This is a genomic window from Streptomyces sp. ISL-12 (assembly GCF_018614415.1).
In the GTDB taxonomy this organism is placed as follows: Bacteria; Actinomycetota; Actinomycetes; order Streptomycetales; family Streptomycetaceae; genus Streptomyces.
The window spans coordinates 1-24,185 of the sequence record NZ_JAGGOO010000027.1 but is presented as its reverse complement, the minus strand read 5'-3'; the positions used below and the strand labels follow the sequence as shown (position 1 = coordinate 24,185).

Here is a 24,185-nt window from a genome sequence, read left to right as displayed (position 1 = left end):
TCATGCGGCTCACCGTACGGGCGGTCGGCCCGCCCTCACCATCACCGTGACCGGAGCCTCGGGGGTAGGCCTGGCCCTACCCCGACTCTCGCCCCTGCCGCACTGACCCGGCCCGCCCTCCCGGGGTTTCGTAGAGCCCTGACCAGCGAGGAAGGGCGGCGACATGGCGAGCGACGCGATCGACGTGCGGGACGTGAGCAGGCGGTACGGAACAGGGGACGGCGGGGTGCGGGCGCTGGACGGCGTCTCCCTCGCCTTCCGCGCCGGCACCTTCACCGCCGTGATGGGCCCGTCCGGCTCGGGCAAGTCGACACTGTTGCAGTGCGCGGCGGGCCTGGACCGGCCCACCTCCGGTTCGGTGCGGCTCGGCGGGACGGAGCTGACCGGGCTGAGCGAGCGGCGGCTGACGCTGCTGCGCCGGGAGCGGATCGGGTTCGTGTTCCAGGCGTTCAACCTGCTGCCGTCCCTGACCGCCGAGCAGAACGTCGCCCTGCCGCTGCGCCTGGCCGGCCGCCGCCCGAAGCGGTCCGAGGTGCGGGAGGTGCTGCGCCGGGTCGGTCTCGCGGACCGGGCATGGCACCGGCCGTCGGAGCTGTCCGGCGGCCAGCAGCAGCGGATCGCGCTGGCCCGCGCCCTGATCACCCGCCCCGAGGTGCTGTTCGCCGACGAACCGACCGGCGCGCTCGACTCGACGACGGGCCGTCAGGTCCTCGCGCTGCTGCGGGAGATGGTGGACGCCGACGGCGGCACGCTGGTCATGGTGACGCACGATCCGGTGGCCGCCGCGTACGCGGACCGGGTGGTGTTCCTGGTGGACGGGCGGGTGCACGGCGAGCTGCCGGGCTCGTCGGCCGGGGACATCGCGGCCCGTATGACGTCCCTGGAGACGCGCGCGACGTCCCTGGAGACGCGCGACGCGGAGGCCGCCCCGTGCTGACCCTCGCCCTGCGCACCCTGCGCACCCGCTGGACCGCCTTCACCGGCGGCTTCGTCGCCCTCGCGCTCGGCGTCGCGCTGCTCACCGTGATGGGCCTGGCCCTGGCCTCGGCGGCGGACGCCCCCGACCGCGCCCCGCGGCGGTTCGCCGCCGCGCCGGTGGTGGTGCGCGGCGAGGACACGCTCCGCGTGCCGACCCCGACCGGTGTGCGGACCGCGGCACTGGACCGCCCGCGCCCCGTACCGCCCCGCACGGTCGCCGCCCTGCGCGCGCTGGGCGAGGTCACCGAGGACCGCTCCTTCCCGGTACGGATCGAGGGCGGGCCGCCCTCCCTGGTGGGCCACCCCTGGTCGACCGCCGCCTTCGCCCCGTACGAGCTGAGCGCGGGCCGCGCGCCCCGGACCGCCGACGAGGTCGTGACCACCGGCCGCTGGGCCGCGCCCGGCGACCGGCTGCGCACGGGTCACGGCACCGTGCGCGTCGTGGGGACGGTCACCGGCCCCGGCGTGGAGGACGCCGTCTTCTGCACCGACGCCCGCGCCGCCCGCCTGGCCCCGGTGAGCGACCAGCTGGTGGTGGACGCGGACCCGGCCGACGTACGCCGCGTCGTCGGTGACCGGGCCCAGGTGCTGACCGGGGACGCGCGGCGGCTGGCGGACCCGGACCCCGGCCGGGACGCGGCGGCGGTGACCGCGCTGAACTCCCTGTTCGGGACGGCGGGCGGGGTGGCCGCCTTCGTGTCCGTGTTCGTGATGGCGTCGACGTTCGCGTTCACGGTGGCCCAGCGGCGCCGGGAGTTCGGGCTGCTGCGGCTGGCGGGCGCGACGCCGGGCCAGGTCCGGCGGACGGTGACCGCGGAGGCGCTGCTGGTCGGCGTGGCCGCCTCGGCGGCGGGCTGCGCGCTGGGCGGGTACGCCGCCCCGCACCTGGCGGCCCACACCGTGGCGGGCGGACTCGCGCCGGACTGGTTCGCGATCGGCGACCACACCTGGCCGTACCACGCGGCGTTCTGGACCGGGCTGACGGTGGCGCTGTGCGGGGTGACGGCGACGTCCTGGCGGGCGGGGCGGACCCGGCCGGCCGAGGCGCTGCGCGAGGCGTCGGTGGATCACGGCGCCCTCACCCGGGGCCGGCTGCTGGCCGGTACGGCGCTGCTGGCGACGGCCGCCGGGACGGCCGGGTGGGCGCTGCTGACCGACCCGGGCGAGCTGCTGCACCGCAAGACGTACGTCAGCCGCCCGATGCTGCTGATCACGGCGGTGGCCCTGCTCTCCCCTCTCCTCGTACGGCCCCTGATCCGGCTGGTCGCCTGGCCGGCGTCGCGGCTGCCGGGCGCGGGCGGCGTCCTCGTACGGGAGAACGCGGCGGCGGGCGTCCGCCGGGCCGCGTCCGTGGCGGCGCCGGTCCTGGTGACGGTGGCGCTGACGGGCTCGCTGCTCGGGGCGACGGCCACCCTGGACGCGGCGGGGGCGGCCGAGGCGCGGTCCCGGACGGCGGCCGACTTCGTGGTGACGGCCCCGGACCTGGACGAGGCGGCGGTACGGCGGCTGGGGGCGGTGCCCGGCACGGCGGCGGTCTCGGCGACGGCGACCGCCGCGGTGTACGTCGTGGAGGAGGGCGTGGCCCTGGTCCGGTCCGCCGCCCGGGCGGCCGATCCGCGGGCGCTGGCCGCCACCACCCGGCTCCCGGTGACGTCCGGCCGGCTCACCGGCCTGGACGACGACTCGATCGTCGTCAACGAGGAGTGGGAACGGCACACCGTGGGCGAGCGGATCCCGGTCCTCCTCGGCGACGGCACCCGCCGGACCCTGCGCGTCGCCGCCGTCCTGGCCATCGGCACGGGCGACAACGGCGTGTACGTCACCCCGGCCAACGCGCCGCGCGCCCCGGTGGACCGGGTGGAGGTGACGGTGGCGGACGGCGCCGACCGGGACGCCGTGGCGGCGGGACTGCGGGAGGCGGTGCGGTCCTCGGACGCCCGGGTGCGCACCGCCGCCGCCTGGCTGGCGGCCACCGCGCCCCGCTCCGACGGCACGACCCGGCTCGGCTTCCTGCTGGTCCTGGGCATCGCCCTGGTCTACGCGGCCATCGCCCTGGCCGGCACCCAGGTCATGGCGACGGCCGGCCGACGCCGCGAGCTGACCGCCCTGCGCCTGGCCGGCGCCACCGCGCCCCAGGTCCTGCGCCTGGTCGCGGCGGAGGCGCTCACCGTGGCCGCCGTCGGCGCGCTGCTCGGCGTCCTGGTGGCGGCCCTGAACCTGCTCACCATGACCGGCGCCCTGTCCCTGCTGTCGGCCCCGTCCGCCCCGGTACTCCCGTGGCCCGCGCTCGGCGCGGCGGCGGGCGGCTGCGCGCTGACGGCCGTGGTCTTCGCGGTGCTGCCGGTGACGCGCGCGACGCGCACGACCGCCTCCGCCGGACGTCCGCGAGGACGGCGCCCGTAGTCCCGCGAGGACGACGCCACCACGCCGCCCTACGCCGCCAGCGTCGCGCTCTCGCGGGAGACCCCCGTACGGCCGGCGTACTGCTCAAGCAGCGCGTCCGCCGTGCACAGCGCCTGCTCGGCGGTGCGGGCCCCGGTCATCACGCACAACGTGTACGTGGCGTCTTCGAGAGCCTTGCTCGTACGGCCGGTGGGGTGCACATCGTGGTCGATGCGCGCCTGGGCGAACCGGGCCAGCACCGCGCGCAGTTCCTTCTCCGCCGGAACGATCATGGTGATACCTCTCCCTCACAAGCCCCGTACGGGGACACCGCGAAGCCTTGGACAGCGGCACGTCGACGAATGCCCCTCCTCGGCGGATTCACGCCTGCGCGAAGAGCCGGGGCCGACGTGGATCCCCGGCAGGGGGACGGCTAGCAGACGGCGGCCTCCGCCACCGTCTCCCGCACCGTGAGCAGGGTGTCGACCCCGGTCAGCTGCAGAAGCCGCCGCACCTGGCGCGCCGGGGCGGCCACCCGGAGGTCGACCGTCCGGCGGGTGAGAATCAGCAGGTTCAACAGCGCGGAGTCCGCGAAGGTGATCTCCGAGGCGTCCAGGACCACTCTCGGACACTCCTCGGCCGCGGCGGCCAGCGCCTGCGCCAAGGGCTCGATCGAGGACGCGTCGTAGGCGCCTCTCGCACCGATGACCCGGGCGCCGCGCCATTCGTACTGCGCCACCGTGGCCCCGTCCACCGCTCGCGGCCGACGCGTGCCGTCCTGGCTCGCACACCCTGTTGCCGCTTCGTTCACTGACACCCTGGGGTCCCTCCTGCACTCCCCGAGACAAGACGGTCCTTCATTACGTGAAAACTATGTCATGTAACGAGCGTCCGGCAAAAGTCGTCCCTAAAATGCTGTGCATGGTTCCAGCGCCTGAATCCCACTCCGGATGGACGTTCGTCACCAACCACGCCCGTGTACTGGCGGTCATCGCCGACAACCCCAACGTCCGGATCCGCGACATCGCCGCTCACTGCCGGCTGACCGAGCGCGCCGTCCAGCGGATCATCTCCGACCTCGAACAGGACGGTTACCTCTCCCACACCCGCGACGGCCGCACCAACACCTACCGCGTCCAGCCGGACAAGGTGCTGCGTCACCCGGCGGAAGCGGGCCTGACCGTGGCCTCTCTGCTGTCCCTCCTGGTGCGGGACGAGAGCGACCGCGCGCACGGGCCCAGCGGGCAGCTGCCACACCTGGCCGGCAGCAACGGCACGCGGTAACGGCGGCTCGCGGTAACGGCGGAGCGAAGGACCGCCACGGCCGATCGTCTCAGGCTGCCCCAGCGGGACGCCCGGACGGGTCGGGGCCGTCGGCGGCGCCGCTGTCGGAGTCCAGCGCGAAGATCTGGTCCAGGCCCACGATGCGCAGCACCCGCAGGGTGTGTTCGGGCACCCCGACCAGCGCGATGCCGGCCCGGGCGGCCTGCGCGTGATTGTGGGCGGCGATCAGGGCGGTGATGCCGCTGGAGTCGCAGAACTCCATCGCGGCCAGATCCAGCACGAGGCGCTGTCCCGGCCGGAGAGTGAGGGTGGCGAGCAGTTCGCGCAGTCCCCCGGCGGTGGCGTAGTCGAGGTCGCCGGCGATTCCCAGGACGGGGCCGTCGGGGGCGTTTCGGGTGGTGATGTTCAGCGGGCTCATGCGGTGGCTTCGGTCCGGGGGGCGTGGGCGGGGATGCCGAGGGCTAGCAGGGCGGTGTCGTCGTCGAGGCCGTCACCGAAGGTTTCCAGCAGGTCGGTCAGGGCTTGGATCACGGCCTTCGGGGACCGGCCGGCGCAGCCCCGGGCGAAATCGAGCAGGGCCTCGTAGCCGTAGAGGTCGGCGCGGTCCTCACCGGTACGGGCTTCGGTGAGGCCGTCGGTGTACAGCACCAGGGTGTCGCCGGGGCCGAGGAGGGCCGTGGCGGTGGTGAAGGTGGCGTCGGGCAGGACACCGACGAGGAGACCCCCGGGGGTCGGCAGGAAGTCGGCGGTGCCGTCGGCACGCAGGACCAGGGCCGGGGGGTGCCCGCCGGAGGCGAGACGGACGGTGACCTGACCGGTGCGGGGGTCGGGGTCGAGGATGCCGAAGATGACGGTGCAGTAGCGCGGGTCGCCGCCGGTGTAGCGCTCGTGGAGCACCTGGTTGAGCGTCGTCAGGGCGGAGACGGGGTCCGGGTCGTGCACGGCGGCGGCGCGCAGGGTGTAACGGGTCAGCGAGGTGACCGCGGCGGCCTGGGGCCCCTTGCCGCACACGTCGCCGAGGAAGAAGGCGAAGCGTCTGCCGTCGATGGGGAAGAGGTCGTAGAAGTCACCGCCGAGCCGGTCCGGGAACGCGGTGCAGTAGTGCACGGCCGCCTCCACCCCCGGTACCGACGGCAGGGTGGCCGGCAGCAGCGACTGCTGGAGCACGGCCAGGGCGTCCTGCAACCGGGCCCGGTCGGCCTCCGCCTCGGCACGTGCCTCTTCCGCCGCCTTACGGGCTCGCAGCAGTTCCTCTTCGTAGGCGCGGCGCTGCCGGGCGTCGAAGACGGTGCTGCGGATCAGCAGGGACTCACCGGTACTGCCGTGCTTGACCACGGAGGAGACCAGCACCGGTATCCGGCCGCCGCCGGACTGTCTGATCTCCAGGGCTATCCCGCTGACCTCCCCCTGCATCCGCAGCAGCGGCGCGAAGTGCGTCTCGTGGTACAGCTTGCCGCCCACGGTCAGCAGGTCGGTGAACCGCATGCGGCCCACCACGGCCTCCCGCTCGAGGCCCAGCCAGCCCAGCAGAGTCGCGTTGATCTTGGCGATGGTGCCGTCCATCAGCGTCGACAGATAGCCGCACGGCGCGCTCTCGTACAGTTCCTCGGCGCTGTCCTCCAGGAGCGAGGCGAACACCACGCCCGCCGGCTTCGCGTCGTCGGCGTCGTACGGGTCCGGCTGCTGCCCGGTGCGGCACATCACTGCAGACGCGCCAGGAAGTCGGTTATCGCTTCGTTGGTCGCCTCCGGCGCGGACAGGTGCGGGCAGTGCCCCGTGGCGTCGAGCGTGACCAGCTCCGCCCCGGGGATCGTCCGGTGCACGAAGGCACCGACCTCCCGGGGGGCGATGACGTCGTGGAGGCACTCGAGCACCAGCGTCGGCACGCTCACACTCTTCAGGTCGTCCCGCGAGTCCGACAGGAACGTCGCCTGGGCGAAGACGCGCGCCATGGCCGGGTCCGTGGCGCAGAAGCTGTTCTTCAATTCCTCGCCCAGCTCGGGCCGGTCGGCGTTGCCCATGATCAGAGGTGCCATCGTCGCCGACCAGCCCAGGTAGTTCGCTTCCAGGGAGGCCAGCAGTTCCTCGATGTCCTCGGCGCTGAATCCGCCCCGGTAGCCCTCGTCGTCGATGTAGCGCGGTGACGGCGCCACCATCACCAGCGCCCCGATCCGCTCTGGCGCCATTCCGGCGGCCAGCACCCCGATCATGGCGCTCACCGAGTGCCCGACGAACACGGCGTCGCGCAGGTCGAGCGCCTCGCACACCTCGACGACATCACGGGCATAGCCGTCCAACGCCGCGTAGCGCTCCGGTGAGAACGCGGACAGATCCGAGCGGCCGGAACCCACGTAGTCGAACAGCACCACCCGGTGGTCATCCACCAGAGCGGGCACCGTCAGTCGCCACATGTTCTGATCGCAACCGAACCCGTGAGCGAGCACCACCGTCCGCCCTCGCGGGTTCCCGGTGACCGTCACGTTGTTCCTGCGTTCGACATCCATACGCACCACTCTCTCAGGGTTTGTTCCATCAGGGCGCGCCCTCCTCGTCGGCGGCGCCCTCGCCCGCGCCCCCTCGGCAAGCCCTGCCCGCCGCGCGGTCACCGCCGCCGGGCCGCTGCCCAACTCCCGCCCACTGAGTGGCCCGGCCCACCGAGTTCCGGACAACTGCCGTCGGTTCCGCGGGGAATCGCCCCTCACCGCTCCCCGACACGACAGGCCTCAAAACGACGAAGATCCCGTCCGATCGCCATGATCGGACGGGATCTTCTTGCCAACCGCCCTTGAGGAAACTCAAGAACAGTCATTGCGGTGGACCTGAGGGGATTTGAACCCCTGGCCCCCTCGATGCGAACGAGGTGCGCTACCGGACTGCGCCACAGGCCCTTGCAACGAGTGAAACTCTAGCACCCCTCCCGGCCTGCTCAAAAATCCGTTCCGGAGCAGCGGGAGAGCCCGGAGGGCTACTCGTTGGCGGCCTTGGGGCGGTCGCCGTCCTCGTACTGGTCGAACAGCGGGGTGCGGCCCCGCTCCCGGGACCGGCGGGCGGACGCGGCGCGGCGTCCGCCGCGGCGGGCCGGGCCCTGCTGCCGGTCCTCGGCGGCGGACTCGGCGGACGACTCGGCACGGCCGGGCGCGGTGTCCGGCTCGGCGTCGGAGGCCGTGTCGCCGCCGGTCTCCTCCGGACGGTCCGGGGCGGCGGCGCTGGAGCGGGCGGAGCTCCACGCGTCGGGCGCGGTGAGGTCCACGCCGGCCGTGGCCCGGGGGGCGACCGGCGCGGTCACGTACGTCGGCAGCGGCACCGGCACCGGGTCCCAGCTCTCGCCCTGCCCGGGGCGCCGCTGCCGCTCGCGCTGCTGGTCGACCCACTCGGCGTGGTCGGTCTGCTCGACCAGCGCCCGCCGGTCGGCGGCCAGCGCCGACAGGCCGGGGTCGGTCTCCGCGCCGGGGGCCTCGTGCGGCTCCTCGGCGTCGGGCTCGGCGCCGGCGTCGGCCGTGGCCCGCCTGCGGGGCCGGGTGCCGCGTTCCCGCAGCCGCTGGGCGGCGACCTCGGCGCGGCGGCGGTCCATCTGGAAGGCGAAGCGGCGCCGCTCCTGGGCCCGGAGGTAGGCGATGTACGCGCTGAGCAGCACGGCGGGCACGGCGGGCGCCCACAGGAACGCGAGCCCGCCCACCGCGGCGACCATCGCGCCGAGCGTGAAGGCGAGGAAGAGCACCACGGTGGTCCGCCGCCGGCGGGCCAGCACCTTGGTACGCCGGGCGCGGGCCGCCGCGGCCTGGGCCGCCGCCCGGTCGCCGGCGTCGCGCCGGGCGGGACGCTCGGGAGCCGCCTGTTCCGGGGACTGCGGGGCCGGAGGGGCCGGCGGGCGGACCTCCGTCCTGGTCCGGGACACGGCGAAGGCCCGGACGTCCACCGAGTCGGTGACGGCGTCCGGGTCGCCGGCGTCGGGCTCCCCCTCGTCGGCGGAGCGCGCCCGCAGGTCCTTGGCGTACCGGCGCTCCATGCCCGCCCGTCCGGACAGGAGCCGGATGGCGGTGCTGAAGCGTTCCGTCGGACGGGCCTCGTTCAGCTCGTCCTGCCTACGGAGCCACATCGGCACCAAGTAGGCGGCCCAGGCCCCGACAATGACTGCGTAGATGAGGCCGCTGCTGCTCACGCCTCACACGGTAGAGGGATGTGCGCGAGGGGATCCGCCAATTGAGCCGGTGTGTCGCACGATCTGGCTGATATTTCAAAATTTTTTTCGGACTGATGACAATTCACGGGTCCGGGTGAGCTTAATTCGAACGTTTATTCAATTCCGCTGGTGTCCTGAGTGGCCCGGCTGCGGCGCCAGCGCCGCAGGAGGCCCTCCGGCACCTCCTCCGCGGTCAGCGCGAAGACGAGGTGGTCGCGCCAGGCGCCGTCGATGTGGAGATAGCGTGGTCGGAGACCCTCTTCGCGGAATCCGAGTTTCTCCACGACCCGGCGGCTGGGGCCGTTCTCGGGGCGAATGCAGACCTCGATGCGGTGCAGGCCGACGGTGTGGAAACAGTGGTCGACGGCGAGTGCCACGGCCGTCGGCATCACCCCGCGGCCGGCCACCGCCTCGTCCACCCAATAGCCGACGTGCCCGGAGCACATCGACCCCCAGGTGATCCCGGCGACGGTCAGCTGCCCCACCAGCCGGCCCTGGTACTCGATGACGAACGGCAGCATCCGGCCCGCGTTCGCCTCGGAGCGCAGGTGGCGCACCATCTGGCGGTAGGTCGGCCGGTGGGCGAGCGGCCCGCCCGGGCCGGGCGGCGGGATGGTGGCCTCCCAGGGCCGCAGCCAGTCCCGGTTGCGCCGGTTGACCTCGCGCCAGGCCCGCTGGTCGCGCAGCTTTATGGGCCGCAGGACGATGTCGCCGTCGACCAGCTCCGCGGGCCAGGAGGGGCTGTTCAGCTCGCACCCCCGCCGTTCGGGCTGCTGTTCGGTCTGGGGTGGTCGCCGCCGCGGAGCTGGTCGACGGCGTGGCGCAGGAGGGGTTCCAGTACGGCCAGTCCGTCCTTCACTCCGCCGGTGGACCCGGGCAGGTTGACGACGAGCGTGCTCCCCGCCACCCCGGCCAGGCCGCGCGAGAGCGCCGCGGTGGGCACCTTGTCCCGGCCGTACGCCCGGATCGCCTCCGCGATGCCCGGCACCTCGTGGCCGATCACCGCGCGGGTCGCCTCGGGGGTGCGGTCGGTGGGCGACAGGCCCGTGCCGCCGGTGGTGACGATCACGTCGTACCCGGCGTCGACGCCCGCGCGCAGGGCGGCCTCGACCGGGTCGCCGTCGGGGACGACCCGGGGGCCGGCGACGTCGAAGCCGAGGCGGGCGAGGCCCTCGGCGATCAGGGGGCCGCCCTTGTCCTCGTAGATCCCGGAGGCGGCCCGGTTGGAGGCGGTGACGACCAGAGCGCGGTATCCGGTACCGGACGTCATGCCCGGCTCCAGTCGCCCGACTTGCCGCCCGTCTTCTCCTCCACCCGTACGTCCGTGATGACCGCTCCCTTGTCGACCGCCTTCACCATGTCGATCACGGTGAGCGCGGCGACGGAGACCGCGGTGAGCGCCTCCATCTCGACGCCCGTGCGGTCCGTCGTCTTCACGGTGGCGACGATCTCCACGGCGTCGTCCGCGACCGACAGGTCCAGTGTCACACCCGACACCGACAACGGGTGGCACAGCGGGATCAGGTCGGGGGTGCGCTTGGCGCCCATGATGCCCGCGATCCGCGCGGTGGCCAGGGCGTCGCCCTTGGGGACGCCCGCGCCGCGCAGCAGCTCGACGACCTCGGGGGCGACCAGGACCCGTCCGCTGGCGCGGGCGGTGCGGGCGGTCACGTCTTTCTTTGAGACGTCGACCATACGGGCGGCGCCCGCCTCGTCGAGGTGGGTGAGTCGGTCCTGCGTGCTCATGCTGTGTGGCGCTCCCGGTCCGGGCCCGGCGCGGTGCGCCGCGCGGGGCCAGTTGTGCGCGACACGGTACTCCCCTGCCGGTCGCCGCACCCGGGCAGGACCGCCCGCCGGACGTGCTCAGCCCAGCAGGACGACCTCGACCTCGGTGCCGGGCTCGACGCTCTCCACGTCCTCGGGTACGACGATCAGCGCATCGGCGTGGGCGAGCGCGGCCACCAGGTGCGAACCGGCGCCGCCGACCGGGGTGACCGAGCCGTCGGCGCACGTGCCGCGCAGGAACTGGCGGCGGCCCTTCGGGGAGGTCAGGGCCTGCTCGGCGGTGAGGGTCGCCGTGGTGCGGGGGCGGTGGACGTCCGGGAGGCCCATGAGGGTGCGGATCGCGGGGCGGACGAACAGCTCGAAGGAGACGTACGACGACACCGGGTTGCCCGGCAGGGCGAGCAGCGGGGTGTGGTCGGGGCCGACGGAGCCGAAGCCCTGGGGTTTGCCGGGCTGCATGGCGAGCTTGCGGAACTCCACGCCGCTGCCCGGCTCGTCCTCGTCGGCGACGTGGGCGAGGGCTTCCTTGACGACGTCGTAGGCGCCGACGCTGACGCCGCCGGTGGTGACCATGAGGTCGGCGCGGACGAGCTGGTCCTCGATGGTGGAACGCAGGGTCTCGGCGTCGTCGGCGACGGCGCCGACGCGGTAGGCGATGGCTCCGGCGTCGCGGGCGGCGGCGGTGAGGGCGAAGCTGTTGGAGTCGTAGATCTGGCCGTGGGTCAGCTGCTCGTCGGGCTGGACGAGTTCGCTGCCGGTGGACAGGACGACCACGCGGGGGCGGGGGCGGACGCGGACCCTGCCCCGGCCGATCGCGGCGAGCAGGCCGAGCTGGGGCGGGCCGAGGACGGTGCCGGCCGCCAGGGCGCGGTCGCCGGCCCTGACGTCGCTGCCCGCCGCGCGGACGTGCGCGCGGGCCTCGGCCGGGCGGTACACGTACACCTGGCCCGCGGCGCCCTCGGGGGCCGCGCTGCGGGCGCGCATCCCGGTGACCGGGCCCTCGCCGAGTCCGCCGTCGGTCCACTCGACGGGGACGACGGTCCCGGCGCCGGGCGGCAGCGGGGCGCCGGTCATGATGCGGGCGGCCTGGCCGGGGCCGACGGTGAGCTGCTCGGCGGCGCCCGCGGCGACGTCCCCGACCACCTCCAGGCAGGCCGGGAACTCCTCGCTCGCGCCCGCGACGTCCGCGACCCGCACCGCGTACCCGTCCATGGAGCTGTTGTCGAACGGTGGCAGGGAGACCGGCACCGTGACGTCCTCGACCAGGACGCAGCCCTGGGCGTCGAGGAGGTTCAGCTCGATGGGTTCCAGGGGCCGGACCGTGGCGAGGATGTCCTCCAGGTGGTCCTCCACCGACCACAGCCGGTCCTCGGCCTGATGGTGACCGGTGGTGCGGGGCGCGGGGCTGCTCAACGTCGTTACATCTCCTCGGCTACGTAACTGCGAAGCCAGGTCCGGAAGTCCGGGCCCAGGTCTTCACGTTCGCATGCGAGTCTGACAATGGCACGCAGGTAGTCGCCGCGGTCGCCGGTGTCATAGCGGCGGCCCTTGAAGACGACGCCGTGCACGGGGCCGCCGACCTTCTCGTCGGTGGCGAGCTGCTGGAGGGCGTCGGTGAGCTGGATCTCGCCGCCGCGGCCGGGCTCGGTCCGGCGCAGTATGTCGAAGACGTGCGGGTCGAGGACGTAGCGGCCGATGACGGCGTAGTTCGAGGGGGCGTCGGCCGGGTCGGGCTTCTCGACCAGGCCGCTGACCTTGACGACGTCGCCGTCCTCGGTGGTGTCGACGGCGGCGCAGCCGTAGAGGTGGATCTGCTCGGGGGCGACCTCCATGAGGGCGATGACGCTGCCGCCGTACTGCCCCTGGACCTCGATCATGCGCTGGAGCAGCGGGTCGCGCGGGTCGATCAGGTCGTCGCCGAGGAGGACCGCGAAGGGCTCGTCGCCGACGTGCGGGGCGGCGGCGAGGACGGCGTGGCCGAGGCCCTTGGGGTCGCCCTGGCGGACGTAGTGGATCATCGCGAGGTCGCTGGACTCCTGCACCTTGGCCAGCCGGTCGGCGTCGCCCTTCTTCTGCAGGGCCGACTCCAGCTCGTAGTTGCGGTCGAAGTGGTCCTCCAGGGGGCGCTTGTTGCGGCCCGTCACCATGAGGACGTCGTCGAGACCGGCGGCGACGGCCTCCTCGACCACGTACTGGATCGCCGGCTTGTCCACGACCGGCAGCATCTCCTTGGGAGTGGCCTTGGTGGCCGGCAGGAACCGGGTGCCCAGACCTGCTGCTGGAATGACAGCCTTGCTGATCCTGGGGTGCGACTGAGTCATGCCCGCCACCATATCCGCTGCCTTCGCAGGGAATCAGCACCTGCGGACGGAACGTGCTCATATGAGCACATTGGAACAGTACGGGAGCGACCTTGACCGGGACCGGACGCGATGACGAGCCTGACAAGCGCACGTTGCGGCGCGAAGTCGTCGCGGCGAGGAACAGGTTGACGGCCGATGAGCTGCGGGTGACGGCGCGGGCGTTGGCGGAGCGGGCGCTCGGGCTGCCGGAGCTGGCGCGGGCGCGCACGGTGGCGGCGTACGTCTCGGTGGGCGCCGAACCGGGCACCCGCGCGCTGCTCGACGCGCTGTGCGCGCGGGGGGTGCGGGTGCTGCTGCCGATGCTGCTGCCCGACGGCGACCTGGACTGGGGCGCGTACACGGGGGCGTCCACCGGGGAGGGCTCGCTCGCCCGCGTGCGGCACGGCGGGCGGATGGAGCTGCTGGAGCCCGCCGGGCGGCGGCTGGGTCCGGAGGCGGTGACGGAGGCCGACGTGGTGCTGCTGCCGGGCCTGGCGGTCGACGGGCGCGGCATGCGACTGGGGCGCGGCGGCGGCTCCTACGACCGGGTGCTGGCACGGCTGGAACGGTCGGGAGCGGAGCGGGAAGGGGCGCGGGAAGGGGCGCGGGAAGGGGCGCGGGAAGGGGCGCGGGAAGGGGCGCGGGAAGGGGCGCGGCCGGTGCTGGTGGTGCTGCTGTACGGCGGCGAGGTCGTCGCCCGGGTCCCGCGGGAGCCGCACGACCGGCCGGTGGACGCGGTGGTCACGCCGGAGGGGGTACGGCGGTTCCGCTGAGCGACCCGGAAGACGGGAAACGGCCTCCACGCGCGCGTGGAGGCCGTTTCCGTGCTCGTCGGTCGCTACGGCTTGAGCACCAGGGTGTCGCTCGTGCTCTTGTCGACCGCCTTCTCCGAGAACGACCAGGGCAGCAGCTCGCCCTCGGCCCACTTCTCGGTCTGGTCGGTGTAGTGGGCGCTGAAGGCGTGCCCGGAGGCGCCGGAGAGGTTGATCCACCGCGACTTGTCGAGGTCGTCGAGGTTGACCACCATCCGCATGGACGGCACCCAGAGCACCCCGTAGCCGCCGGCCGCGTTCCAGCCGGTGGCGTTGACGGCGGCCTGGCCGCCGCTCAGCTCCCAGGGGCCGCGGTTGAGGGCGTACTTCAGGAAGCTCGGGCCGTCGGTGCCCAGGGTCTGGTTCTTCAGGAACAGGCGGTGCAGCCGGCCCCAGCTCCAGGTGTCGATGTCCTTGCCGAGCTTGGCGGTCAGCTCCCAGCGGGCGTCGACCATGGCGCGCTTGAACAGGTCGTCGCGGTTGTGGTCGGCGCCCTCACGGGTGCCGTTGTCGGGCGTCGTCCACCAGTCGCTGTCGGTGTCGTCCATCAGCGTGCGGACCACCTCGAACCAGCGGTCGCCGCCGTCCGGCTGGGCCTGGTCCGCCTCGCGCTGGCCGCACTCGCGGACCTTCTGCGTCTCGTCGGCGGGGCCGGTGGTGTTGACCGGGTCGACCCACAGGCACTGGCCCTTGACCCGCAGCTCCTTGGGCAGCTTGTTGCCGAAGGCCAGCTTGACGATGTTGCGCCAGGTGGCGTTGAAGTACGCGGCGGCGGCCGAGTCGGCGTCCTGGGTGTAGTCCCAGCCTTCCAGGAGCTTCTGCGCCTCGCGGACGTCCTCGTCCTCGACGTCGATCTTCAGCAGCGTGGGCACCAGCAGCTTGGCGATCTCGCTGCTGTTGTCCAGCTGCATCTGGCGCATGTCGTCGGTGGAGACCTTGCCGCCGTCCTTGATCTTCGCCTCGATCAGGGAGGTGATCCGCTGGCTGCGGGTGCCGTAGCCCCAGTCCGTGGTGAGGGTGTACGGGTACGCGTCCTCGTCGACGACGGCCTGGTTGGCGGTGACGATGTAGCCGCGGTCGGGGTTGTACTCGTAGGGCAGCTCGTCGTCCTCGACGTACTTGCCGGTCCAGTTGTAGTCGGGGTCCCAGCCCGGCGCCGGCAGGGAGCCGTCGTGGCCGTCGGCGCGGACCGGGATCCGGCCGGGCAGGGTGTAGCCGATGTTGCCCTCGGTGTCGGCGTAGACCAGGTTCTGCGAGGGCACGTCGAACTTGGCCGCCGCGGCGCGGAACTCGCTCCAGTCCCCCGCGCGGTCCATCTCGAAGACGGCGTCCATGGTGGTGCCGGCTTCCAGCGCGGTCCAGCGCAGGGCGACGCCGTAGCCGTCGCCGCGGTCGGGCGCGGCGGCGTCGACGGTGGCCTTCTTGCCGGTCTTGACCAGTTCGTCGTCGCGGTCGGAGAGCAGGGGCCCGTTGTTGGTCTCGCGGACGACGATCTTCTTGGACGTGCCGCCGGCGACCTTGATGGTCTCCTCGCGCGTCTCGAAGGGGACCACCTTGCCGTCGTACTGGTAGCCGTCGCCGGTGATCTTCTCCAGGTAGAGGTCGGTGGCGTCGACCCCGGAGTTGGTCAGGCCCCAGGCGATCTCCTGGTTGTGTCCGATTATCACGCCGGGCATGCCCGCGAAGGTGTAGCCGGTGACGTCGTACTGGCACTTGGCCGAGACGCTGCGGCAGTGCAGGCCCATCTGGTACCAGACCGAGGGCAGCGACGGGGACAGGTGCGGGTCGTTGGCCAGCAGCGGCTTGCCGGTGATGGTGTGCTTGCCGGAGACGACCCAGGAGTTGGAGCCGATGCCGTCGCCGTTCACGCCGACGGCGGTGGGCAGGTCGTCCAGGACGTCCTGGAGGCCGGAGAGCTGGCTCTCCAGCACCGAGGTGCCGGTGGCGTCGGAGGTGCCGGTGGCGGTGCCTGTGGCGTCGGAGACGGCCGTACCGGACGTACCGGAGGTGCCCGCCGTGCCCGCCGTGCCCGAGCTGTCGCTCGTACCGCTGTCGCCGCCCGCGAAGGTGCCCGTCAGCTCGTCGTACTGGCCCTCCTGGACGATCGCCTTGTTGCGGTCGTACGGGTAGTCCGGGTACAGGTCGGCGATCTGCTCGGGGCCCAGGCGGCTGGTCATCAGGGCGCGGTCGATCTCGTCCTGCATGTTGCCGCGCAGGTCCCAGGCCATCGCCTTGAGCCACGCGACGGAGTCGACCGGGGTCCACTCCTCGGGACGGTAGTCGTTGGTGAAGCCCAGCGCGGCGTACTCCAGGGAGATGTCCGCGCCGTCCTTGCCCTTCAGATAGGCGTTGACCCCCTTGGCGTACGCCTGGAGGTACTCCTTGGTGGAGTCGGAGAGCGTCTCCTCGTACTCCTTCTCCGCCACCCGGTCCCAGCCCAGCGTGCGCAGGAACTCGTCGTTCTCGACCTGGCCCTTGCCGAACATCTCCGACAGGCGCCCCGAGGTCATGTGCCGGCGCACGTCCATCTCGTAGAACCGGTCCTGCGCCTGCACGTAGCCCTGCGCCATGAACAGGTCCGCGTCGGAGGAGGCGTAGATCTGCGGAATGCCGTAGGAGTCACGCTTGACGTCGACGGGCCCCGACAGGCCGTCCAGCGTGATCGATCCCTTGGTCTGCGGGAACGAGGCGCGGACGGTGCTGATCGACCAGTACGCCCCGTAGGCGAGGCCACCGATGACGGCCAGCACCAGCACGAGGACCATCAGTTTGGCTCTGCGCCCCTTCTTCCTCGCGGACTTGGCGGGCCGGTGGCCCGAAGAGGCGGTGTTGGTGGGGGGCATCGCTGTCCTTGCTGTCCTAACACGAGCGGCAGGGGCGGGCTGTGCTTTCTTCTGCGCTGCTTTTCTACTGCGCTGTCTGCTGCGCTTCCTACTGAATGAACGCTGGAGCAACCATAGGCGCAGGGCTCGCCCGGCCTTGACGCGGAGTCGGGAACAGGCGTGGACGGGCGTTCGATCATGCCAAGGTCCGCGTCAAGAAAGCGTCAAGAGTTAGGTAAGGTAACGAAGTAGTTGGCTTCGATGGACCCGTTCGCAGGCGTCGGCCCGTCCGCCGCGTCGTCACATACGCAGCATCCGTCACCTTCGCGACATCGGGCACATCTGCGCTATCCGTCATATTTGCACCATCCGTCATGTTTCCCATGCCGGTCACGTTCGCATCATCTGCCGGAAGGAACGGCCCCTGACTGTCCACCACCTCAACCAGCTCCTGCTCGTCTGCTCGCTCGTCCTGCTCATCGCCGTCGCGGCGGTCCGGATCTCCTCGCGCAGCGGGCTGCCGAGCCTGCTCGTCTACCTGGCGATCGGCATCGCCATGGGCCAGGACGGCATCGGCGACGTCAAGTTCGACAACGCCGAACTGACCCAGGTCATCGGCTACGCCGCCCTGGTCGTGATCCTGGCCGAGGGCGGCCTCGGCACGAAGTGGAAGGAGGTGAAACCCGCCCTGCCGGCCGCCTCCGCGCTGGCCCTGGCCGGCGTCGCGGTGAGCGTCGGCGTCACCGCGGCGGGCGCCCACTACCTGACGGGGCTGGAGTGGCGGCAGGCACTGATCATCGGGGCGGTGGTGTCCTCGACGGACGCCGCGGCCGTCTTCTCCGTGCTGCGCCGCATCCCCCTGCCCTCCCGCATAACGGGCACCCTGGAGGCCGAGTCGGGCTTCAACGACGCCCCGGTGGTCATCCTGGTGGTCGCCTTCTCCACGGCCGGTCCCATGGAGCACTGGTACGTGCTGGTCGGCGAGATCGCCCTGGAGCTGGCCATCGGCGCGGCCATCGGGCTCGCGGTGGGCTGGCTGGGCTCCTGGGGGCTGAGGCACGTCGCGCTGCCCGCCTCCGGCCTCTACCCGATCGCCGTGATGGCGATCGCCGTCACGGCCTACGCGGCCGGTGCCCTGGCGCACGGCAGCGGCTTCCTCGCCGTCTACCTGGCCTCCATGGTGATGGGCAACGCCAAGCTGCCGCATTGGCCGGCCACCCGCGGGTTCGCCGACGGGCTCGGCTGGATCGCCCAGATCGGCATGTTCGTCCTGCTCGGCCTGCTGGTCACCCCGCACGAACTGGGCGACGACATCCTGCCCGCCCTCGTCATCGGCCTGGTGCTGACCATGGTGGCCAGGCCGCTGAGCGTCGTGCTGTGCCTGCTGCCGTTCCGGGTGCCGTGGCAGGAGCAGACCCTGATGTCCTGGGCGGGACTGCGCGGCGCGGTGCCCATCGTGCTGGCCACCATCCCCATGGTGCAGGGCGTCGACGGCAGCCGGCGGATCTTCAACATCGTCTTCGTCCTGGTCGTCGTCTACACCCTGGTCCAGGGGCCGACGCTGCCGTGGCTGGCCCGCAAGCTCAGCCTGGGCGGCGGTTCCGGGGCGGCCGACCTCGGTATCGAGTCGGCGCCCCTGGAGCGGCTGCGCGGGCACCTGCTCTCCGTGGCGATCCCCGAGGGGTCGAAGATGAGCGGCGTGGAGGTGGCCGAGCTGCGGCTGCCGGCCGGGGCCGCCGTCACCCTCGTCGTACGCGAGGGCACCTCCTTCGTACCGCTGCCCTCGACGGTGCTGCGGCTCGGGGACGAGCTGCTGGTGGTCGCCACCGATCCGGTACGGGACGCCGCCGAGAAGCGGCTGCGCGCGGTGGGCCGGGGCGGCAAGCTGGCCGGCTGGCTGGGGACGGACGGGGCGGAGAAACGTACCGGGTGAGGCCTGGGCGGGTTCGTTACCGGGAGATGTCCGGCGGCGGCTGCTGTATACGCTCTATACGGCTGCTCTATACGGCTGCTCTATACGGCTGCTGTATACAATGGGACGGTCACCTGATCGAACCAACTCTGCCTGACGCAGAGCTGGCGCGACCGTATGGCGGCCGGGCTGCACCTGTTCGACGGCTCCGGTATCTACCGCAGTCCGCGCAAGAGGACAGCTCTCGGCGCCCGTACCCGCCCTTGTGCGGGGGACCGCGCCACCAGGCGGCAGAAAGGCACGGGCCGTGGCACCCACGGTCACCGAGTCGAAGACGACGCGAGAGACGAAGCGGCGCCCGGGATACGGGCAACTGCTGCGCACCCGCGGCGCCTGGACCTTCCTGGTCCCCGGCTTCGCCGCCCGCCAGCCCTTCGCGATGCTGACGATCTCCATCGTCCTCCTCGTCCAGCACACCACCGGCTCCTACGGGGCCGCGGGCGCCGCCGCGGCCGTCACCGGCGTCTCCATGGCGCTGTTCGCCCCCTACAGCGGACGGCTCGCCGACCGTCACGGGCAGCGCGCGGTCCTCGTGCCCGGTGTCCTGGTCCATGTGCTGTCGGGGCTGGCCCTGACGGGGCTGGCGCTGGCGGACGCGCCCCTGTGGGCACTGTTCGCGGCGGCGGTGCCCACCGGCGCCTCGGTGCCGCAGATCGGGCCCATGGTCCGCGCCCGCTGGGGCGTACGGCTCAAGGGGTCGCCGCTGATGTCCACCGCGGCGGCCTTCGAGTCCGTCACCGACGAGCTGACCTTCGTCGTCGGCCCGCTGCTGGCCACCGCCCTGTGCACGGCCCTGCACCCGGCCGCGGGGCTGGTCACGGAGGCCGCGCTGACCCTGCTGGGCGGCCTGCTCTTCGCCGCGCAGAAGCGCACCCAGCCGCCCGTCGGCACGGACGGCGCCGCCGGGCAGGACGGGGGACAGGACGGCGGGCACGCGCGCGTGGAGCACGTTCCGGCGCTGCGCGTCCCCGGGGTGCGGGTGCTGGCCGTGGCCTTCCTGGGCATCGGTTCCGTCTTCGGCGGCATGCAGGTCGCGCTGGCCGCGTTCACCGAGTCGATCGGCGAGCCCGGCCTGAACGGCGCCCTGTACGGCACCTTCGCCGCGGGCAACATGCTCTCCGGCGTCGTCTGCGGCGCCGTCGCCTGGAAGGCGGCCCCGCAGCGGCGCCTCCTCGTCGGCTACACCGCCCTGGCCCTGACCGCCTCCGGCCTGTGGGCCGCGCAGTCCGTGCCGCTCCTCGCGGGCCTCGGCCTGCTCGTCGGCATGTGCATCGCGCCGACCCTGATCACCGGCTACACCCTCGTCGAGTCCCTGGTCCCGGCCGGGGCGCGCACCGAGGCGTTCACCTGGCTGACCGGCGCGGTCGCGCTCGGCCAGGCGGCCGCCGTCACGGTCGCCGGACAACTGGAGGACAGGGTCCGCGAAGGCGCCGGGTTCATGGTGCCGATGGGGGGCACGGTGCTCGCCCTGGCGACCCTCGTGGCGCTGCGGTCCCGGCTGACGGCTCGGCCGTCCGGGCGGACCGTGGCACGTGGCGTCGGTCACCGCGAGCCCGCCGCAGTGGACTGATGCCGAGGAATACGTCACTATGGACCGTCGTTAGCACTCATCGAGTGAGAGTGCCAGGAGGAAGACAGTGCCGACGTACCAGTACCAGTGCACCGAGTGCGGCGAGGGCCTCGAGGCGGTGCAGAAGTTCACCGACGACGCCCTCACCGAGTGTCCCGCCTGCGGCGGGCGCCTGAAGAAGGTCTTCTCGGCCGTCGGCATCGTCTTCAAGGGCTCCGGCTTCTACCGCAACGACAGTCGCGGCTCGTCGTCCAGCAGCTCCCCGGCGTCGTCCGCCAAGTCGACGTCCTCCGACACGAAGTCGTCCTCGTCGTCCTCCGACTCCAAGTCATCGGGCACGAGCACCTCCTCCAGCAGCAGCTCCGCCGCCTGAGGACCCTTTCCGCGCGAGACCCTGCTGTCGTCGACGGCGGGGTCTTCGGCGTTGGCGGGGGCGGGCTAGGGTGCGGTCCATGGCGAACAAGGCGAACGCCGAGATCGGCGTGATCGGCGGCTCCGGTTTCTACTCATTCCTCGACGACGTGACCGAGGTCCAGGTGGACACCCCCTACGGGGCGCCCAGCGACTCCCTCTTCGTCGGCGAGGTCGCCGGCCGGCGGGTCGCCTTCCTCCCCCGGCACGGCCGCGGTCACCATCTGCCGCCGCACCGGATCAACTACCGGGCCAACCTGTGGGCCCTGCGCTCGGTCGGCGTGCGCCAGGTCCTCGGCCCCTGTGCGGTCGGCGGGCTGCGCCCCGAGTACGGGCCCGGGACGCTGCTCGTGCCCGACCAGTTCGTCGACCGGACCAAGTCGCGGATCTCCACGTACTTCGACGGGCTGCCGCTGCCCGACGGCACCCTGCCGAACGTGGTGCACGTGTCGCTGGCCGACCCGTACTGTCCCGCCGGACGGTCCGCCGCGCTGAAGGCGGCGCGCGGACGGGACTGGGAGCCGGTGGACGGCGGCACCCTCGTCGTGGTCGAGGGGCCGCGCTTCGGGACCCGCGCCGAATCGCTGTGGCACCGGGCGCAGGGCTGGTCGGTGGTGGGCATGACCGGTCATCCGGAGGCCGCGCTCGCCCGTGAGCTGGAGCTCTGCTACACGTCGCTGACCCTCGTCACCGACCTCGACGCGGGCGCCGAGACCGGCGAGGGCGTCTCGCACGACGAGGTGCTGCGGGTGTTCGCCTCCAACGTGGACCGGCTGCGGGGTGTCCTGTTCGACACGGTGGCCGCGCTGCCGGCCGACGGGGCGCGGGACTGTGCGTGCGGACGGGCCCTGGGCGGGATGGATCCGGGGATCGTGCTGCCGTGACGCCGGGGCGGCGAGCACGTCGGGGGGTTGCGGAACGCCCCCTTCGGGTGAGCGAGTTTTCCACAACCCGTCGGTAGTACACGGGCCGCGGCGAGCGGCGGCGCGAAGCCTCATCGTGGTGTCCGCAAGCCGGTCCCTCGTCGCAGGTGGTGGTCACCGTGTCCTACAACCGTTCCTCCTCTTCCTCTCCTTCTTGGGCTTCTTGGTCTTCCTCTCCTTCTTGGGCTTCTTCGCACTCTTCGTCGCCCTCGGCTCTCTCCTCCCCCGCTCCTCGTCCACCGGGGACGGACGCCCCGCCCACGTGCGAGGTGCCGCACTTCGCGCCGGTACGGGTGCGCGGCGGACGCCACCCGTTGCAGCGGCTGCTGCGGCACCGGCGGCGCGCCGTGGCCGCCGGGCTGGCCGTCACCGCAGCGGCCCTGGTGGCGGCGGGCCCGCACACGGCCGCCGACACGGGCGACGGCCGGCGTGCGCGGGGGCATCCGGTGACCGGTCGGCCGTCGCAGCGCCCCGTCCCACGGATGGTGTCGGCGCCGGTGCGGATCGCCGACGGGGAGACGGTGCGGCTGCTGCGGCCCGGTGACCGCGTCGACGTCGTGGCGACCGGCGCCGGGGTCGGGTCCGGACCCTGGCCCGGGGGTGCGGGTGGTGCCGCGAGCGGTGTCGCGGGCGGTGCGGCCTCGGTGATCGCCCGGGGTGTGCGGGTGGCCGAGGTGCCGGAGATCCTGGACCCGGGCGGTACTGACGGTGACGGTGGGGTGGGTGGGGTGGGTGGGGCCGGCGGGGCGCTGGTGGTGCTCTCGGTGCCGCGCGAGACGGCGGCCCGGCTGGTCGGCGCGGGCGCCGAGTCCCGGCTGGCGGTGACCCTGTGCTGAGTCCGGCGCCACCGACCGCGTCACGCCCCTCGTTCAGGCGGCCCGATTGGACAGAGCGACCCAACGCTGACGTAGGTTGCGGAGCGTTTTGTTCCACAAGCTGTTCATGCGAGGAGTGCGCCCGAGGTGAGCGAGAAGAATCCGAGTGTCTGGCAGGGCTTCAAGGCCTTCCTGATGCGCGGGAACGTCATCGACCTGGCCGTTGCGGTGGTCATCGGCGCCGCCTTCACCAACATCGTGAACTCGGTGGTGAAGGGGGTCATCAACCCGCTTGTCGGGGCATTCGGCACCAAGAGCCTGGAGCACTACAGCTCGTGCCTCAAGGCCCCCTGCGAGGTGGCGGACGACGGCACGGTCACCAGCGGTATCCCGATCATGTGGGGCTCCGTCCTCGGCGCCACGCTCACCTTCGTGATCACCGCGGCCGTCGTCTACTTCCTGATGGTCCTGCCCATGTCGAAGTACCTGGCCCGGCTGGAGGCCCGCCGCAAGGCCAAGGAGGGCACGCAGGAGGTCATCGAGGTGACCGAGCTGGAGGTGCTGAAGGAGATCCGGGACGCGCTGATCGCACAGCGCGGCTCGGGACACGACCAGCGGTAGACCGGTCGCCGGTGCGGCGGTGCGGCGGTGCGGCGGTTGTCGATATGGCGGTTGTCGGCACGGCGGTCGCCGCGGGCCGGGCCGGGGCTCAGAGGTGGTGCGGCGGCTTCTCGTCGAGGAAGCGCTTCAGATCGCCCGCCGGGTCTCCGTCGGCCGGCCGATCGCCCCACCCGCGGTCGGTGTCGTCCGAGGACTGCTGGTCCAGCGGGTCGTCGAAGATCAGCGCCGACTTGGGCGCGCGAGGCTCGGGGGCGGGGTCGGGGGCGGTGCTCATGGATCCAGGGTACGGCGCCCGCGCTGGACGACACTGGCGTCATGACAGTTGACGCATTGACGGACGTCGCCGGTGTGCGGGTGGGCCACGCGACGCGGACCGGTGGCGGGTGGCTCACGGGTACGACGGTCGTGCTCGCGCCGGAGGGCGGTGCGGTCACCGCGGTGGACGTGCGCGGCGGTGGGCCCGGTACCAAGGAGACCGACGCGCTCGATCCGCGCAACGTGGTGCAGAAGGTGGAGGCCCTCGTCCTGACCGGCGGCAGCGCCTACGGCCTGGACGCGGCTTCGGGCGTGATGGCCTGGCTGGAGGAGCGGGGGCGGGGCGTGCGCGTCGGGCCGGACCCCTCGCACGTGGTGCCGGTCGTGCCGGCCGCCTGCGTCTTCGACTTGGGGCGTGGGGGCGATTTCCGGGCCAGGCCGGACGCGGCGACCGGCCGAACGGCGGTGGAGGCGGCCGCCGCGAGCGCGCCGGGGGCCGCCGTGGCCGAAGGGTGCGTGGGGGCCGGTACGGGAGCCGCACTCGGTCTGCTGAAGGGCGGGGTCGGCACGGCGAGCACCGTCGTGGGCTCGGGGTTCACGGTGGCGGCCCTGGTGGTGGCCAACGCGGCGGGATCGGCGCTGGATCCGGAGAGGGGGGTGCTGTACGGGGAACTGCTGGACGGACGTGTGGAGTATCCGGCGGCGGAGGTGCGGGAAGCCGCGCGGCGGCGCCTGGCCGAGGCCGCGGAGAGGAACACCCTGCCACCGCTGAACACCACGCTCGCCGTCGTCGCCACGGACGCCGGCCTGTCCAAGGCACAGGCCCAGAAGCTGGCCGGCACCGCGCACGACGGCATCGCCCGGGCCGTACGTCCGGTGCACCTGCTCAACGACGGGGACACGGTGTTCGCCATGGCGACCGGGGAGCGTCCGCTGGACGCCGGGCAGCCGCTAGCCCTGAACGAACTGCTGGCGGCCGGCGCGGACACGGTGACGCGCGCGATCGTACGGGCCGTGCGCGCGGCCGACCCGG

General features: G+C 72.8%; 24 protein-coding genes and 1 tRNA gene. 11 read left to right on the top strand and 14 right to left on the bottom strand.

Translation table 11 applies throughout. The features are described 5' to 3' along the window. Positions 1-163 precede the first annotated feature (163 nt). Both J7I94_RS07885 and J7I94_RS07880 read left to right on the top strand, forming a co-directional pair. Positions 164-937 carry an ABC transporter ATP-binding protein gene (locus J7I94_RS07885; RefSeq protein WP_215166201.1) on the top strand — a complete coding sequence of 258 codons (774 nt, stop codon included), beginning with the start codon at positions 164-166 and terminating at the stop codon, positions 935-937. Next, positions 931-3,381 carry an FtsX-like permease family protein gene (locus J7I94_RS07880; RefSeq protein ID WP_215166200.1) on the top strand — a complete coding sequence of 817 codons (2,451 nt, stop codon included), beginning with the start codon at positions 931-933 and terminating at the stop codon, positions 3,379-3,381. The genes J7I94_RS07885 and J7I94_RS07880 overlap by 7 nt, the downstream gene beginning before the upstream one ends. 29 nt (positions 3,382-3,410) lie before the next feature. Here J7I94_RS07880 and J7I94_RS07875 read toward each other — a convergent pair whose 3' ends face one another. Together J7I94_RS07875 and J7I94_RS38180 are read right to left on the bottom strand one after the other, a co-directional pair. Further along, positions 3,411-3,653: a DUF5133 domain-containing protein gene (locus J7I94_RS07875; RefSeq protein ID WP_215166199.1), complete on the bottom strand. Its 243-nt coding sequence runs from the start codon at positions 3,651-3,653 to the stop codon at positions 3,411-3,413. Positions 3,654-3,793: 140 nt separating this feature from the next. Further along, positions 3,794-4,099 (bottom strand): STAS domain-containing protein, encoded by a 306-nt coding sequence (locus tag J7I94_RS38180; protein WP_308114512.1) that lies wholly within the window; start codon positions 4,097-4,099, stop codon positions 3,794-3,796. A gap of 182 nt (positions 4,100-4,281) precedes the next feature. Here J7I94_RS38180 and J7I94_RS07865 point away from each other — a divergent pair, with 182 nt between their 5' ends. Next, positions 4,282-4,644, top strand: a complete 363-nt coding sequence (locus J7I94_RS07865) for a helix-turn-helix domain-containing protein (RefSeq protein WP_215166196.1) — start codon at positions 4,282-4,284, stop codon at positions 4,642-4,644. Between the two features lie 49 nt (positions 4,645-4,693). Here the strand turns inward: J7I94_RS07865 and J7I94_RS07860 are convergent, their stop codons facing one another. From J7I94_RS07860 to galU, 10 genes are all read right to left on the bottom strand, one after another. Continuing rightward, positions 4,694-5,062 (bottom strand): STAS domain-containing protein, encoded by a 369-nt coding sequence (locus J7I94_RS07860; RefSeq protein ID WP_215166194.1) that lies wholly within the window; start codon positions 5,060-5,062, stop codon positions 4,694-4,696. After that, entirely contained in the window at positions 5,059-6,345 is a 1,287-nt protein-coding gene (locus J7I94_RS07855; RefSeq protein WP_215166192.1) for a PP2C family protein-serine/threonine phosphatase, read from the bottom strand. The genes J7I94_RS07860 and J7I94_RS07855 overlap by 4 nt, the downstream gene beginning before the upstream one ends. After that, positions 6,345-7,148 carry an alpha/beta fold hydrolase gene (locus J7I94_RS07850; protein WP_215166191.1) on the bottom strand — a complete coding sequence of 268 codons (804 nt, stop codon included), beginning with the start codon at positions 7,146-7,148 and terminating at the stop codon, positions 6,345-6,347. Before J7I94_RS07850 ends, J7I94_RS07855 begins: the two co-directional genes overlap by 1 nt. A gap of 310 nt (positions 7,149-7,458) precedes the next feature. Beyond that, positions 7,459-7,532 (bottom strand) — tRNA-Ala (locus J7I94_RS07845). Positions 7,533-7,609: 77 nt separating this feature from the next. After that, positions 7,610-8,803: a gephyrin-like molybdotransferase receptor GlpR gene (glpR, locus tag J7I94_RS07840; protein WP_215166190.1), complete on the bottom strand. Its 1,194-nt coding sequence runs from the start codon at positions 8,801-8,803 to the stop codon at positions 7,610-7,612. A 134-nt stretch (positions 8,804-8,937) separates the two neighbouring features. Beyond that, a complete protein-coding gene (locus J7I94_RS07835) occupies positions 8,938-9,573 on the bottom strand; it encodes a GNAT family N-acetyltransferase (RefSeq protein ID WP_215166244.1) in 636 nt (211 codons plus the stop codon). Then, a complete protein-coding gene (locus tag J7I94_RS07830; RefSeq protein WP_215166189.1) occupies positions 9,570-10,094 on the bottom strand; it encodes a molybdenum cofactor biosynthesis protein B in 525 nt (174 codons plus the stop codon). The genes J7I94_RS07835 and J7I94_RS07830 overlap by 4 nt, the downstream gene beginning before the upstream one ends. Next, the gene (gene moaC / locus J7I94_RS07825; protein ID WP_215166188.1) at positions 10,091-10,570 is read right to left on the bottom strand and encodes a cyclic pyranopterin monophosphate synthase MoaC; all 480 of its coding nucleotides are present in this window, start codon (positions 10,568-10,570) and stop codon (positions 10,091-10,093) included. The genes J7I94_RS07830 and moaC overlap by 4 nt, the downstream gene beginning before the upstream one ends. A gap of 117 nt (positions 10,571-10,687) precedes the next feature. Next, entirely contained in the window at positions 10,688-12,022 is a 1,335-nt protein-coding gene (glp, locus tag J7I94_RS07820) for a gephyrin-like molybdotransferase Glp (protein WP_215166187.1), read from the bottom strand. Between the two features lie 5 nt (positions 12,023-12,027). Continuing rightward, positions 12,028-12,930, bottom strand: coding sequence for a UTP--glucose-1-phosphate uridylyltransferase GalU (galU, locus tag J7I94_RS07815; protein ID WP_215166186.1), 903 nt, complete (start codon positions 12,928-12,930; stop codon positions 12,028-12,030). A gap of 92 nt (positions 12,931-13,022) precedes the next feature. Between galU and J7I94_RS07810 the strand changes: the two genes are divergently transcribed. After that, complete coding sequence (locus J7I94_RS07810; protein WP_215166185.1) at positions 13,023-13,724, top strand: 5-formyltetrahydrofolate cyclo-ligase; 702 nt, start codon at positions 13,023-13,025, stop codon at positions 13,722-13,724. Between the two features lie 65 nt (positions 13,725-13,789). On the opposite strand, the gene J7I94_RS07805 is transcribed toward J7I94_RS07810, so the two are convergent. Further along, positions 13,790-16,606 carry a penicillin acylase family protein gene (locus J7I94_RS07805; protein ID WP_215166184.1) on the bottom strand — a complete coding sequence of 939 codons (2,817 nt, stop codon included), beginning with the start codon at positions 16,604-16,606 and terminating at the stop codon, positions 13,790-13,792. A gap of 379 nt (positions 16,607-16,985) precedes the next feature. On the opposite strand from J7I94_RS07805, the gene J7I94_RS07800 reads away from it, so the two are divergent. From J7I94_RS07800 to mscL, 6 genes are all read left to right on the top strand, one after another. Next, positions 16,986-18,518, top strand: coding sequence for a potassium/proton antiporter (locus J7I94_RS07800; RefSeq protein ID WP_374198365.1), 1,533 nt, complete (start codon positions 16,986-16,988; stop codon positions 18,516-18,518). A gap of 286 nt (positions 18,519-18,804) precedes the next feature. Then, on the top strand, positions 18,805-20,127 hold the full coding sequence (locus tag J7I94_RS07795; protein WP_215166183.1) for an MFS transporter: 1,323 nt from the start codon (positions 18,805-18,807) through the stop codon (positions 20,125-20,127). A 67-nt stretch (positions 20,128-20,194) separates the two neighbouring features. Continuing rightward, a complete protein-coding gene (locus J7I94_RS39205; protein ID WP_215166182.1) occupies positions 20,195-20,500 on the top strand; it encodes an FmdB family zinc ribbon protein in 306 nt (101 codons plus the stop codon). Between the two features lie 79 nt (positions 20,501-20,579). Continuing rightward, on the top strand, positions 20,580-21,422 hold the full coding sequence (locus tag J7I94_RS07785; RefSeq protein WP_215166181.1) for an S-methyl-5'-thioadenosine phosphorylase: 843 nt from the start codon (positions 20,580-20,582) through the stop codon (positions 21,420-21,422). 308 nt (positions 21,423-21,730) lie between these two features. After that, positions 21,731-22,297: a hypothetical protein gene (locus tag J7I94_RS07780; RefSeq protein WP_215166180.1), complete on the top strand. Its 567-nt coding sequence runs from the start codon at positions 21,731-21,733 to the stop codon at positions 22,295-22,297. A gap of 126 nt (positions 22,298-22,423) precedes the next feature. Then, positions 22,424-22,897: a large conductance mechanosensitive channel protein MscL gene (gene mscL, locus J7I94_RS07775; protein WP_215166178.1), complete on the top strand. Its 474-nt coding sequence runs from the start codon at positions 22,424-22,426 to the stop codon at positions 22,895-22,897. An 88-nt stretch (positions 22,898-22,985) separates the two neighbouring features. Here the strand turns inward: mscL and J7I94_RS07770 are convergent, their stop codons facing one another. After that, complete coding sequence (locus J7I94_RS07770; RefSeq protein ID WP_215166176.1) at positions 22,986-23,171, bottom strand: hypothetical protein; 186 nt, start codon at positions 23,169-23,171, stop codon at positions 22,986-22,988. Positions 23,172-23,212: 41 nt separating this feature from the next. On the opposite strand from J7I94_RS07770, the gene J7I94_RS07765 reads away from it, so the two are divergent. Next, positions 23,213-24,185: P1 family peptidase (locus J7I94_RS07765; RefSeq protein WP_215166174.1), on the top strand; the 973-nt coding region annotated here is incomplete at its 3' end.

What these genes read in the sequence shown, in the direction of transcription:
- J7I94_RS07885 (WP_215166201.1), top strand. Translation starts at nt 164, where the DNA reads ATGGCGAGCGACGCGATCGACGTGCGGGACGTGAGCAGGCGGTACGGA.
- J7I94_RS07875 (WP_215166199.1), bottom strand. Translation starts at nt 3,653, where the DNA reads ATGATCGTTCCGGCGGAGAAGGAACTGCGCGCGGTGCTGGCCCGGTTC.
- J7I94_RS07865 (WP_215166196.1), top strand. Translation starts at nt 4,282, where the DNA reads ATGGTTCCAGCGCCTGAATCCCACTCCGGATGGACGTTCGTCACCAAC.
- J7I94_RS07860 (WP_215166194.1), bottom strand. Translation starts at nt 5,062, where the DNA reads ATGAGCCCGCTGAACATCACCACCCGAAACGCCCCCGACGGCCCCGTC.
- J7I94_RS07855 (WP_215166192.1), bottom strand. Translation starts at nt 6,345, where the DNA reads ATGTGCCGCACCGGGCAGCAGCCGGACCCGTACGACGCCGACGACGCG.
- J7I94_RS07850 (WP_215166191.1), bottom strand. Translation starts at nt 7,148, where the DNA reads ATGGATGTCGAACGCAGGAACAACGTGACGGTCACCGGGAACCCGCGA.
- J7I94_RS07830 (WP_215166189.1), bottom strand. Translation starts at nt 10,094, where the DNA reads ATGACGTCCGGTACCGGATACCGCGCTCTGGTCGTCACCGCCTCCAAC.
- moaC (WP_215166188.1), bottom strand. Translation starts at nt 10,570, where the DNA reads ATGAGCACGCAGGACCGACTCACCCACCTCGACGAGGCGGGCGCCGCC.
- galU (WP_215166186.1), bottom strand. Translation starts at nt 12,930, where the DNA reads ATGACTCAGTCGCACCCCAGGATCAGCAAGGCTGTCATTCCAGCAGCA.
- J7I94_RS07805 (WP_215166184.1), bottom strand. Translation starts at nt 16,606, where the DNA reads ATGCCCCCCACCAACACCGCCTCTTCGGGCCACCGGCCCGCCAAGTCC.
- J7I94_RS07785 (WP_215166181.1), top strand. Translation starts at nt 20,580, where the DNA reads ATGGCGAACAAGGCGAACGCCGAGATCGGCGTGATCGGCGGCTCCGGT.
- J7I94_RS07770 (WP_215166176.1), bottom strand. Translation starts at nt 23,171, where the DNA reads ATGAGCACCGCCCCCGACCCCGCCCCCGAGCCTCGCGCGCCCAAGTCG.